Here is an 11,529-nt window from a genome sequence, read left to right on the forward strand (position 1 = left end):
TGCGCGCCGGGCCGGGGTGGTCAGGCGCGGCGCCAGGTGCCGGTGGCCCGGTCGTGCACCACCAGCCCTTGCTCCGCGAAGGCGCGCAGCCAGCCCTCCATCGGCCAGGTGTCCCAACGCCGGTGGTAGAGCGCTCCGTTGCGCAGGATGTCATCGAGGTGCTGGACGGGCGGCTGCCGGGTCGGGTGGTACTGGTGGTAGGCGGGGGCGCCGCCCACCCACCACAGGCCGATGCCCCGGCGGGCGGCCGTGCGGGCGAAGTCGGTGTCCTCGCCGCCGTATCCGGTGTACTCCTCGCAGAACCCGCCGGCCCGTTCCCAGGTGCGGGCGGTGAGGGCGAAGGAGAGCGACCAGAAGAGAGTCGGGTCTCCCCCGCGCTCCACCCGGTCCGCCGCCGGGGCCGGCCGCGCCGGGTGGGGCGGCGCGAGGTCCGGCAGGTCGGCGAGGCGGTACCCCGTGGGCGGTGGGGGCGGCAGGTAGGCGACGGTCCCGCACAACAGGGCGCCGTCCTCGGCCACGTCGGCGTACCGGTCCAGCAAGGTGGCGCCGGGCACGCAGTCCACGTCGAGGAAGACGAGCAGTTCCGCCCCGCCGTCGAGGGCCTGGGCGGCTCCTTCGTTGCGGGCGGCGGCCAGCGGCAGCCGCCCGTCCGCGAGCGGAACCGTGACCACGTGGGCCGGGGGCTTGCGCCCGGCGACGAGCGGGGCGATGCCGGGATCGGCCATCGCGACGACGACGTACTGGTCCGGGGTGCGCGCCCCGCGCGCGAGGCCGTCCTGCTGGAGCAGCAGATGGCTGTGCCGGCCGGCCGCGAGGGTGATCACCGCGGTACGCATGCGGCCCGCCCGGTCGAGGTGCGGGCCAGCTCGCTGAGGAGCCGCGCCGCGCGGACCGCCCCGTCGCCGAACGACCACTGCGCCCAGCGGTCCGGCCGGGCGGCGGTCCGCGCGAGCAGCGCGGGCCACTCCCGCGCGGCCGGCCAGGTCGCGCGGACGGTCGCGAGGCCCGCCGCGTCCAGCGCCCGGGCGGTGGCGTGCTGTTCGCCGTGGGGGCGGTCCTGCGGGATGACCAGGGCGGGGACGCGGGCGGCGGCGCACTCGGCGACGGCGTTCTGTCCGGCGTGGGTGATGACGACGCGGGCGCGGCACAGCACGGGCCAGGGGTCGTCGGTCCAGGCGGCCTGCGGCCCGCCGAGGACGGTCCAGGACCAGCCCGGTGTGGCGCGCCGCGCCGCGTGCAGGGCGCCGGCCGGGAGGTCGCTGCCGCCCGCGCCGAACATCAGGACCACTTCGTCACGCCCGGGGGCGTCGTCGCCGGCCGGGGGGCGGGGCCGGCCGTCGTAGCGCGAGATGCTTCCGGTGTACAGGGTCTTGCGGTGCCAGGAGTCGGGCCAGCCCGGTTCGGGCAGGGCGGCCGGCCAGGGGGCGACGAGCGCGTCGGCCAGGTCGTAGCCGAGCCGGTGCCCGGCGTCGCTCCGGTCCCCGCGCATGGCCGTCACGACGACGGGGACGCCCATGAGCCGGGCCAGGGCCGCGGCTTCCACGGACACGTCGGTGACGAACAGGGACGGGGTCCGCCGCCTGATCCACTCGGCGATGAGCCCCATGCGCTCGCGGTGGCCCGGGTGGTGCTGCGGCACCCAGTGCAGCCGTCCCCGCGCCGTGGGGTCGCGCGGCGCGTCGGTGGTGTCCGCGGGCAGGGAGACCCAGGGCCCCTGCCACGCGGCCGGGCGGGGCAGCGAGGAGAGCAGGGTGACCGGGCCGTCCACGTGCGCGGCGATGCTCTGGGCGCGGTGCAGGTGGCCGCGCCCCTGGTGGTGCACGTAGTAGCCGATCACCTGGCCACCTCTTCGTAGAGGGCCGTGTAGGCGTCGGCCATGCGGTCCAGGGCGCAGAACTGTTCCGCCCGCGCGCGGGCGGCCCGCCGGTCGAGCCGCATGACGCGCGGGATGAGGTCCGCGAGCGCCTGGACGTCGCCCGGGGGTGCGAGGAGTCCGCAGTCGGGGGTGAGGATCTCCGCCAGGGCGCCGCGGTCGAAGCCGCAGACCGGGGTGGCGCAGGCCAGCGCCTCGGCGACGACGAGTCCGTACGGCTCGTCCCAGCTGGGGGTGACGAGCGCGGCCGCCGCCGTCCGGAGCAGCTGGGCGAGGCCGTGCCGGTCGATGTGGCCGACGTACTGCGCGCCGTCCCCGAGCAGCGGCTCGACCTGCTCGGTGAAGTAGCGTTCGTCCGCGACCGGCCCGGCGAGCTTCAGCGGCACCCCGGCGGCACGGGCCGCGCGGATCGCCAGGTGCGGGCCCTTCTCGGGGACGAGGCGACCCGACCAGACCAGGTCGCTGCCGCCGGGTCCCGGCTGCCAGAAGCCGGTGTCGACGCCGTTGCGCACGACGCGCGCGGCCGGGACCAGGGGGCGCCAGGCGGACGCGGTGAACCGGCTGACGGCGGCGAAGGTCACGGGAGTCGCGTCGTGGGTCTGGATGGCGGACTCCAGCCACGGCGTGGGAGGCGTGTGCAGCGTGGTGATCACCGGCACGCGCAGGGCCGGCGCCATGGCGACGGGCAGGTAGTGCAGGCTGTTGTTGTGCACGATGTCGAACCGGTGCTCGCCGTCGCGTGCCAGGTCCAGCATCAGCCGCAGATACGCGTGGTGCTCCTCCACCCAGGCGGCGCCGGGCATGCTGGCGTCCGACCGGGCCGCCCGGCTCAGGACGACGCGGTGCACGGGCAGTTCGCGGGCGCCGAGCGCCGGGTCGGAGCCGGGCGCCGCGAAGAGTTCCACGTGGTGGCCGCGGCCGGTCAGCGCGTGGGCGAGGCCCCAGGTGTGGGCTTCGAGCCCGCCGGCGAACGGCTCGGCGATCGGATGGCGGGCGGACGCGATGAGGGCGACCCGCAGGGCGCTCATCGGAGCACGTCCGTGTAGAGGGCGCGGTGGGCGGCGGCGATCTCCACGCGCTCCCCTCCACGCCGGCGTAAGGTCGCTTTCGGGGCGGGCCTCTCCTCGAAGGCGGTCAGGACGGCCTTGCGCAGGGATTCCTCGTCCAGGCCGCCTTCCTGCGTGTGTCCGTACGTGTGGCAGGGGCGCTGCTGCGCGTAGAAGCCGCAGTCCGGTGCGGCGACCGCGGTGCCCAGGTCGTGGCAGGCCTCCAGCCATCCGGAGTGCGTGCCGAAGACGTAGGGCAGCACGGACAGGTCCAGCGATTCGAGGTACTCCCAGAGCTGGGTGTCGTCGAAGTAGTCGTGCACGGTGAGGGTGAGCCGGCCGCGGTCGGCGAGGTCGCGCAGGGCGGGCATCAACTCCCCCGCGTAGGAGCGGGAGTCGGGGTCCGCGACGTCGCGGTGGACGTTCACCTGGAGCTGTGCGGCGGGGAGTTCGGCGACCGTCTCCGCGAGGACCCGCACGACGGGCAGGACCGCCATGTTCGCCCGCAGGCTCTTGGCGTGTACACCCACCCGGAATCCCTGCCGCGGCGGCCGGGCGCGGTCCAGCCGCGGCAGTTCGACGACGTGGGGGTGGGGCAGGACGGTCACCGTGCGGCCCCACCGGCCGTGCAGGGCGTGGGCGGCGCCCGCGGTGAGGGTGATCAGCCGGTCGGCGGCCGGGACGAGGACGTCGAGGGCGGCGTCGTGGACGGCCGGGTCCGGCTGGTGCGGGTTGCGCAGGTCGTGCACCGTGTAGACGAGCGGCTTCCCGTGGGTCTTGAGGGCGTCCACCAGCGCCGCCAGCTGGTCCGGGCGCTGGGCGTCGAACCCGAAGTGCAGGTGGAAGAGGTCGAACTCCCGGTGGTGGGCGTCGACCCAGGCCGGGTCGAGCATCACGGGCGGCCACCAGCGCTGCGAGGTGCTGGGGGCGCCGTTCGGGCGGGGGTCCGCCAGGCGCGTGACGCCGTCGGGCCGCGGCGCGGCGATGTGCCGTACGTAGACGTGGCCCGCGGGCACCGAAGCGACCCTGATCCCCTGTGACACCGGTTCGGGGAAGGACAGATGTGCGCTCACGACGCCTCCTCGGTGCGGTCCACTGCGTCCCTCCAGTGTCTGGAGGCCCGCGTATTCACGCACGTCGAGCAAGGGCACGGTCACGGAGCGCCACCGAGGCGCCGTGGTCTTCGCGAGGCCGGGCGGCGCAGCGGTGGACCGGTCCCCGCACCCTCAGGCGGGCGCGCCGGTGACGCGCGAGACGAGGTCGGTCCAGCCCGCCTCCAGGCGCTCCAGCGGCATCCCGCACTGCTTCGTCAGGTAGTGCAGGACGGCCGGGTCGAGGTAGCCCATGAGGACCTGGGCCTGGAGCGCGCAGTCCGCCGCCGGGACGAGTTCGCGCAGCAGGATGGTGACGTGGGTGGCGAGCACCCGGTGCGAGGGGTGGGCGAGACGGCGCTCCGGTTCCGGCTGCGCGGCCAGGTGCAGCTCCAGCTGGTCGGCCGTCCAGCGCAGGACCGCGACGCCGAACGCGTGCAGCCGCTCCGCGGGCGGCGCGCCGGGGCCGAGCGGCGGCGGGCCACCGATCAGGTCGGCCTGCAACTGTTTCGTGGTGTGGTCGAGGAGCGCCGTCAGCAGGCCGGTGCGGTCGCCGAACCGGCGGAAGACGGTGCCCTTGCCGACGCACGCGGCGGCGGCGACGGCCTCCATCGTGACGCCCGCGGGACCGTGGGCGGCGACCAGGCGGCCGGCGGCCTCCAGGAGCCGGGCGCGGTTGCGGGCGGCGTCGGCCCGCAGCCCGGCGCAGGCGTCCGCGGCGGAGCCGATGGCGAGCAGCTCCGGCTCGCGTGCCGGGTGGGGCGGCGGCTCCGGGGGGTGCGGCGGGCTGCAGGACATGAACTCAGCGTAAAGCATTCCGGGGAGAACTGGACCGCGGTCCGCTTAGGGTGGTAGAAACTAAACGGACCCCGGTCCGGATCGATGGAAGCCCATCGGAGTACCGCCCGTACACCGTCAGAGTCTCGCCTCAGCACCTTGGAGCCCCCATGTCCGTTCGTATCCTTGCGCTCGTCGGCAGCCTGCGTGCCGGTTCGCACAACCGCCAGCTCGCCGAGGCCGCCGTCAAGCTGGCCCCGGAGGGTGCCGAGGTCGAGCTGTTCGAGGGCCTCGCCGACGTCCCCTTCTACAACGAGGACGTCGACGTCGAGGGCGACGTCCCGGCCGCCGCGGCCCGGCTGCGCGCCGCGGCGCAGAGCGCCGACGCGTTCCTGTTCTTCTCGCCCGAGTACAACGGCACGATCCCGGCCGTCCTGAAGAACGCCATCGACTGGCTGTCCCGCCCGTACGGCGCCGGCGCCTTCGGCGGCAAGCCCGTCGTCGTGGCGGGCACCGCCTTCGGCCAGTACGGCGGCGTGTGGGCGCAGGACGAGGTCCGCAAGTCCGTGGGCATCGCCGGCGGCACGGTGCTGGAGGACGTCAAGCTCTCCATCCCCGGTTCGCTGACCCGCTTCGCCGAGACGCACCCCTCGGAGGACACCGAGGTCGTCGAGCAGCTCACCGAGATCCTCTCCCGGCTGCACAGCCACGCGAGCGACGCCGTCGCCGCCTGATCTCCCCCGCATTTCCGGGAGCGGCCCGGGCCCCGATGGGCCCGGGCCGCTCTCGCGCGTGGCGGTGTGTCATGAGGGGTGTGTCACGAGGCTGCCCGCGCGTGCTGTACGTCGTCGGGGTGGGCGAGGCCGAGGTGGTGGCGCAGGGTCGGGCCCTCGTAGGCGGTGCGGAAGACGCCGCGCTCCTGGAGGAGCGGGACGACCTGGTCGGCGAAGGCGTCGAGGCCGCCGGGGGTGAGGTGCGGGACGAGGATGAAGCCGTCGGCGGCGTCCGCCTGGACCAGGTCGTCGATGGTGCGAGCGACGGTGGCGGGCGAGCCGACGAAGGTCTGCCGGTTGCCGGTGTGGATGACGAGGTCGCGGATGGACCACCGGTTCGCCGCGGCGAGTTCGCGCCATTCACGGGCGGTGGCCAGCGGGTCCCGGTACATCCGGACCTGGGCCCGCCCTTCGGCGATGTGCTGGTCCCGGACGTCCGGGTCGACGTCGGGCAGCGGGCCTTCCGGGTCGTAGCCGCTCAGATCGCGGTTCCAGACGAACTCCAGGTGCTTGAGTGCGGTGGCCCCGCTGACCTGGCTGCGACGCACCTCACGGGCCAGCTCCTCGGCCTCGGTGTCGGTGTCGCCGAGGACGAAGGTCGCGGCGGGCAGGATCTTGAGCTGGTCGGGCGTGCGGCCGTACGCGGCCAGCCGGCGCTTGACGTCCGCGTAGAAGGTCTGTCCCTCCTGGAGGGTGGCGTACCGGCTGAAGATCGCGTCGGCGCCGGACGCGGCGAACTCCCGGCCCTCCTCGGAGTCCCCGGCCTGGAAGACGACGGGCCGGCCCTGCGGGGAGCGCGGGACGTCGAACTGCCCCTGGATGTCGAAGTGCTGACCCGTATGGACGAACGAGCCCGCCTTCGCGTCGTCCAGGAAGACGCCGGTGGCCGGGTCGCCGACGATCTCGTCGCCGCGCCAGGAGTCGAAGAGTTCGTTGGCCGTGGCGAGGAACTCCTTGGCCCGCGAGTACCGCTCGTCCTTGGGCAGGAAGCCGCCGCGGCGGAAGTTCTCGCCGGTGAACGCGTCCCAGGAGGTGACGACGTTCCAGGCGGAGCGGCCGCCGGAGAGGTGGTCGAGGGTGGCGAACTGGCGGGCCACCTCATAGGGCTCGTTGAACGTGGAGTTGATGGTGCCGGTCAGTCCGAGGTGCTCGGTGACGGCGGCGAGCGCGGCCAGGACGGTGAAGGTGTCGGGGCGACCGACCACGTCCAAGTCATATATCTCTCCGCCCTGTTCCCGCAGGCGGAGCCCTTCGGCGAGGAAGAGGAAATCGAACTTGGCGCGTTCGGCTGTCCGCGCGAAGTGTGCGAACGAGCTGAACTCGATGTGGCTGCCGGCCCGTGGATCGCTCCACACGGTGGTGTTGTTGACGCCGGGGAAATGGGCGGCCAGATGGATCTGCTTGCGGGGCTTGCTCATGTCGTACGTTCTCCGTCCGGCTCAGGCGGTCGCGGTCGCGGTCGCGGCGTAGCGGTTGGCGGGGCGGCCGAGCCCGAGCAGACCGCGCAGGGTGTCGGCCTCGTAGGCGCGGCGGAAGGCGCCCCGGCGCTGGAGTTCGGGGACGAGGCCGCGGGTGATCGCCGGCAGGTCGTGGCCGACCACGGCGGGCCGCAGCCGGAAGCCGGTGAGCCCGGCGGCGCTCAACTCCAGCAGGAGGTCGGCGAGTTGCACGGGCGAACCGGCGAAGATCCGCGCGTCGCTGGTGTACGGGGTCCCGGCGAGGCCGTCGAGCCGCTCGCGGCGTGCGCGCGCGGCGGCCGGGTCGTCGTCGAGGAAGACGACGAGGTCGCCGAAGACGTGCAGCAGCTCCCCGGCGCGGCCCGCGTCCCGCTGGGCGGCGCGCACTTCGGCCACGATGGCGCGGGCGTCGTCGGCGTCGCGCGGGGTGACGTAGCCGAGGTCGCCCTGGCGGCCCACCAGCCGGTACGGGACGCGCTGGTGGGCCAGGGAGGTGACGACGGGCTGGCCCTGCGGCGGCCGGGGCGTGATCGAGGGGCCCTTGACGCTGAAGCGGGGGCCTTCGAAATCGATGTAGTGCAGCTTGCCGCGGTCGACGAAGCGGCCGGTCACCTCGTCGCGGATCTCGGCGTCGTCCTCCCAGCTGTCCCAGAGCCGGCGCAGGACCTCCACGTAGTCGGCGGCCTCGTCGAAGAGGTCGGTGATGAACTCTCCCTGTTCCGCGAGGTGTTCGGCATCGAGCAGCGGGAACGCGCGGCGGCCGAAGTGACCGGCCTCGTCCTGCCGGACGGAGATCTTCACGCGCACGCCCGCGCGTCCGGTGCTCACGTAGTCCAGGGTCGCGATCGCCTTGGAGAGGTGGAACGGCTCGGTGTGCGTCACCACGGCGGTCGGCACCAGCCCGATGTGCCGGGTGAGCGGGGCGATGCGGGCCGCGAGCAGGACGGTGTCGAGGCGGCCGCGGACCTGGTCGGTGCGGCCGTCGGGCGCGAAGAGGTCGGAGGACTGGAGGCCGAGTCCGTCCTCGAAGGTGACGAAGTCGAGCAGGCCGCGCTCGGCCTCGGCGACCAGGTCCGCCCAGTAGGCGGCGGTGAACAGCTCGCGGGGCCGGGCGACCGGCTCGCGCCAGGAGGCCGGATGCCAGCCGGTGCCGTCGAGGGCGACGGCGAGATGCAGCGCGGGAGTGGGGCGTGAGGACACAGGGGTGTGCCTTCCTGGGAGTCCGTACGGGGGCGCCGTCCTGCGCGCGAGCGCGGGACGCGGGGAGCGGGGAGGAGCGTGGAGCCCGGTCGGGGCAGGCCGTTCAGGGGCGTACGCCGGTCCCCCGTCGGGTCGTCGGGGGATGCGTGGGCCGGAAGCGGGCCTCGTCAGCCGCGACAGAGCGCGCCGGCGAGGCGGCGCAGATCGACGTACGGCCGGGTGTGGAGGCGGACGCGGCGACGCGGGGCGAGGGCGCGGGGGCAGAGCGCACGCCGACGGCCGGGGGTGAGCGTGCGGGGGCCACTGGCGAGCGTGCGGGGGCCGGGGGCGGGTGCTTGGGGGCCTGGGACGAGCGCGTGGCGGCCGAGGACGAACGCGTGGGGACCCGGGACGGGCGCGTGGCGGCCGAGGACGGGCGCATTGCGGCCACGGGCGAGCGCGTGGGGGCCGAGGACGAGCGCGTAGGGATTGGGGGCGGGTGCGTGGCGGCCGGGGGCGAGGGTGTGTGCCATGTCCCACCTCCGTCCGTGGCGCCGGGCGGGTGCCCCCCGGCGTGGTTCGTCGTCGCTCACCGCAGGCGCGCGGCGCCGTCTGTTCCCGCGCGGCGCGCACCCACCCGTCCATGTCTAACAGGCGGACGGCCCAGGGACGTTGCGGGCGTGTGAAATCCGTGGCGGGACCACCGGGCGGCGCCCTCCGCCGACGTCAGGCCGGGGAGGGCGCCGGGTCTTGGCAGGGCTACGACAGGGGCGCGGCCCGGATGGCGGAGATGTCGAACTGGAGCCGGACCTTCTCGCTCACCATGGTGCCGCCGGCTTCCAGCCGCTGGTTGTAGACCAGGCCCCAGTCGGTGCGGTCGATGGTGGTGGTGCCGTCGAAGCCGGCCCGCTCGAAGCCGAAGGGGTCCAGGACCGAACCGAGGTAGTCGAGTTGCAGTTCGACGGGGCGGGTGACGCCGCGGATGGTCAGGTCGCCCGCCATCCGGAAGGACTCGCCGCCCTCGTGGACCGTGGAGGTGCTGCGGAAGACCATCTCCGGGTGGCGCTGGGCGTCGAAGAAGTCCTTGCCGATCAGGTGGGCGTCCCGCTGTTCGACGCCCGTGTCGACGCTGGCGACCCGGATGACGATCTCGGCGCGCGACGCGGCGGGGCGGGCGCCGTCGAAGTACAGCGTGCTGTCGTAGTCGGCGAAGGCGCCGCGCACCGTCGTGACCATGGCGTGCCGCACGGAGAAGCCGACCCGGCTGTGCGGGCGGTCGATGGTCCACTCGCCGGTCAGCGCGCGCAGCGCGGGGTCGAGCGCCGTCGCGGCGGCCGCGGCGGCCGGAAACGGCGTGGCGGGGCCCGCGTCGGGCATCGGCTCGAGGGTCGCGGTCGGGCGACGGCTGAAGATTCCCATGATGTCGTCGTCTCCTTCGGGTCTGATCATCCCGTGCTATCACGCAAGCGGCGGGCGCCCCGGAGCGAGATGAGAGGCCTCGTCCGGGTTCCATGGAGCAGCCCGCAAAGATGCACAGGATCGACACGAAAGCGGAGCCACTCCGGGGTGGCCGGCCGTCACACCCGGTCACTCCGCGAGCGGGAGGTGCCGTCCCGCGGCGATCACCGCCGCGACGTCGGTGAGCGCGCCGAGGTCGGCCAGCGGGTCCCCGTCGACGACGAGGAGGTCGGCGCTGTAGCCGGGCGTGAGCTGCCCGGTCACGTCGCCGAGCCCGAGGGCGCGGGCGGCTTCGGTGGTGGCCATCGCGAGGACGCGGTCGGGCTCCACGCCCAGATGCGCGTAGAAGCCGAGGCCGGCGGCCGTCCCGTCGAAGCCGGCGCGCTGCACCCCGGCGTCGGTGCCCGCGACGATGCGGGCCCCGGCCGCCGCCATCCGCCGGACGGCGTCGAACATGGCCTCGGTGCGTGCGGCGCCGAAGACCTGCGGAAGGCGGCGCCAGTGCGGGCTGACCGTCGGGCACACGTGGATGCCCTGGTCGACGATCCGGTCGAGCACGTCGGCGCGGAGCTCGGTCCCGGTGGACGTCATCCAGGTGCAGTGCTCGATCGTGTCGACCCCGGCGGCGACCGCGGCGGCGATGCCGTCGGCGCCGTGCGCGTGGGCGGCGACCGGCAGTCCCGCGTCGTGCGCCTCGTCGACGACGACCGCCAGCTCGGCCGCGGTGAACTGGGACTCCCAGCTCTGGGCGCCGCCCTTGGTGAGGCGGCCGCCGGTCGCCATGACCTTGATGGCCCCGGCGCCGGCCGCGATGTTGCGCCGCACGAGACGCCGTACCTCGTCGCTGCCGGCGGCCTCGCCGCCGAGGAACCAGCAGTGCCCGCCGGGCACGGTGACCGGCGCCGCCGCGGAGACGATGCGCGGGCCGGGGAGTTCGCCCGCGGTGACGGCCGCGGCCAGGCGCAGCGCGAGGCCGCCCCGGTCGCCGAGGTCGCGGACGGTGGTGACGCCCGCGCCGAGCAGTTGCCCGGCCCGCTCGGCCATCGCCGCGAACAGGGCTGCGTCGTCCTGCTGTTGCAGCGTGGCCACCGGATCGGTGCCGCCGTCGAAACAGAGGTGGACGTGGGCGTCGATCAGGCCGGGCAGGAGCGTCCCGGCCGGAAAGGCGAGCCGGGGTTCGTCGGGCCGGGCCAGGGGCGCGACCTCCTCCCGCGGGCCGACCCGGGCGATCAGACCGTCGCGGACCAGGACGGCCCCGTCCGCGAGGGGGCGCCGGTCGGCCCCGGCCAGGACGTGAGCGGCGGTGAGCAGCATGGGGGCTCGCTTTCGCTGGTGCGGCAAGGCGGTCCCCGGCAACGTACCGGCTCGCCGCACCGGCGGGCGCCGGCCTACCGGACCGGGGCGGCCGCCCTGGCGTGCAGGACCTCGTCGATGTGCTCCGCGCCGCCCGCTTCCCACGGCACCCGCGTCCGGTGCGGCCGGCTGGGGGTCCTGGGGCTCGGCGGGGTTCGTCACCGGGGCAGCGCAGTACGGCCCCGGCCCCGCGGGCCCTGGCCACCGCCTCGCGTCGCAGCAGATCAGGGGCGGTACGGGTGCCGGGTCCGGGCAGGACTCGTACCCCGCCCGCCCGGCGCTCCGCGCACCCTTCCTTAAGAGGTCCGCCCGGCGCGCCCCTACGCGGAAGCCTCTGACCGCCCGTCCAGCGAACCGGCGATGACCGCGAAGGCATCGTCGAGGAGGGTCACCGGGTCCCGCGCCGCGTCGCTCGTGCTCCAGCGCTGGAGGGCGACGGGGAAGGACGCGAGCGCGGCGGCCGGGGCGGCGGGAAGGAGAAAGCGGAGGTAGGGGAAGAGAGGGGGGGGAGCCGAGAGGAAA

At 74.8% G+C, this 11,529-nt stretch carries 11 protein-coding genes and 1 pseudogene; 1 reads left to right on the forward strand and 11 read right to left on the reverse strand.

Translation table 11 applies throughout. The features are described from left to right. Positions 1 to 20: 20 nt before the first annotated feature. The 5 genes from ABZY33_RS28965 to ABZY33_RS28985 form a co-directional block, all read right to left on the reverse strand. Positions 21 to 836, reverse strand: a complete 816-nt coding sequence (locus tag ABZY33_RS28965) for a galactosyltransferase-related protein (protein ID WP_356494641.1) — start codon at positions 834 to 836, stop codon at positions 21 to 23. Further along, the gene (locus tag ABZY33_RS28970; RefSeq protein WP_356494642.1) at positions 821 to 1,837 is read right to left on the reverse strand and encodes a glycosyltransferase; all 1,017 of its coding nucleotides are present in this window, start codon (positions 1,835 to 1,837) and stop codon (positions 821 to 823) included. Before ABZY33_RS28970 ends, ABZY33_RS28965 begins: the two co-directional genes overlap by 16 nt. Next, positions 1,834 to 2,901 carry a glycosyltransferase gene (locus ABZY33_RS28975; RefSeq protein ID WP_356494643.1) on the reverse strand — a complete coding sequence of 356 codons (1,068 nt, stop codon included), beginning with the start codon at positions 2,899 to 2,901 and terminating at the stop codon, positions 1,834 to 1,836. The genes ABZY33_RS28970 and ABZY33_RS28975 overlap by 4 nt, the downstream gene beginning before the upstream one ends. Next, positions 2,898 to 3,992: a glycosyltransferase family 1 protein gene (locus ABZY33_RS28980; RefSeq protein ID WP_356494644.1), complete on the reverse strand. Its 1,095-nt coding sequence runs from the start codon at positions 3,990 to 3,992 to the stop codon at positions 2,898 to 2,900. The genes ABZY33_RS28975 and ABZY33_RS28980 overlap by 4 nt, the downstream gene beginning before the upstream one ends. 153 nt (positions 3,993 to 4,145) lie before the next feature. Continuing rightward, the gene (locus tag ABZY33_RS28985; RefSeq protein WP_356494645.1) at positions 4,146 to 4,826 is read right to left on the reverse strand and encodes a helix-turn-helix domain-containing protein; all 681 of its coding nucleotides are present in this window, start codon (positions 4,824 to 4,826) and stop codon (positions 4,146 to 4,148) included. A 131-nt stretch (positions 4,827 to 4,957) separates the two neighbouring features. Here ABZY33_RS28985 and ABZY33_RS28990 point away from each other — a divergent pair, with 131 nt between their 5' ends. Beyond that, complete coding sequence (locus ABZY33_RS28990) at positions 4,958 to 5,521, forward strand: NADPH-dependent FMN reductase (protein WP_356494646.1); 564 nt, start codon at positions 4,958 to 4,960, stop codon at positions 5,519 to 5,521. 83 nt (positions 5,522 to 5,604) lie between these two features. Here ABZY33_RS28990 and ABZY33_RS28995 read toward each other — a convergent pair whose 3' ends face one another. From ABZY33_RS28995 to ABZY33_RS29020, 6 genes and pseudogenes are all read right to left on the reverse strand, one after another. After that, positions 5,605 to 6,978, reverse strand: a complete 1,374-nt coding sequence (locus ABZY33_RS28995; RefSeq protein WP_356494647.1) for an NtaA/DmoA family FMN-dependent monooxygenase — start codon at positions 6,976 to 6,978, stop codon at positions 5,605 to 5,607. Positions 6,979 to 6,999: 21 nt separating this feature from the next. After that, positions 7,000 to 8,217 carry an LLM class flavin-dependent oxidoreductase gene (locus ABZY33_RS29000; RefSeq protein WP_356494648.1) on the reverse strand — a complete coding sequence of 406 codons (1,218 nt, stop codon included), beginning with the start codon at positions 8,215 to 8,217 and terminating at the stop codon, positions 7,000 to 7,002. 167 nt (positions 8,218 to 8,384) lie between these two features. Beyond that, the gene (locus tag ABZY33_RS29005) at positions 8,385 to 8,729 is read right to left on the reverse strand and encodes a putative leader peptide (RefSeq protein ID WP_356494649.1); all 345 of its coding nucleotides are present in this window, start codon (positions 8,727 to 8,729) and stop codon (positions 8,385 to 8,387) included. Between the two features lie 226 nt (positions 8,730 to 8,955). Further along, on the reverse strand, positions 8,956 to 9,615 hold the full coding sequence (locus ABZY33_RS29010; RefSeq protein WP_356494650.1) for a YceI family protein: 660 nt from the start codon (positions 9,613 to 9,615) through the stop codon (positions 8,956 to 8,958). A 168-nt stretch (positions 9,616 to 9,783) separates the two neighbouring features. Continuing rightward, entirely contained in the window at positions 9,784 to 10,968 is a 1,185-nt protein-coding gene (locus ABZY33_RS29015) for an amidohydrolase family protein (RefSeq protein WP_356494651.1), read from the reverse strand. A 359-nt stretch (positions 10,969 to 11,327) separates the two neighbouring features. After that, positions 11,328 to 11,529: pseudogene (locus ABZY33_RS29020) on the reverse strand (hypothetical protein); the annotation flags it as partial.

The organism is Streptomyces sp. NPDC006552, assembly GCF_040611655.1.
GTDB lineage: Bacteria > Actinomycetota > Actinomycetes > Streptomycetales > Streptomycetaceae > Streptomyces.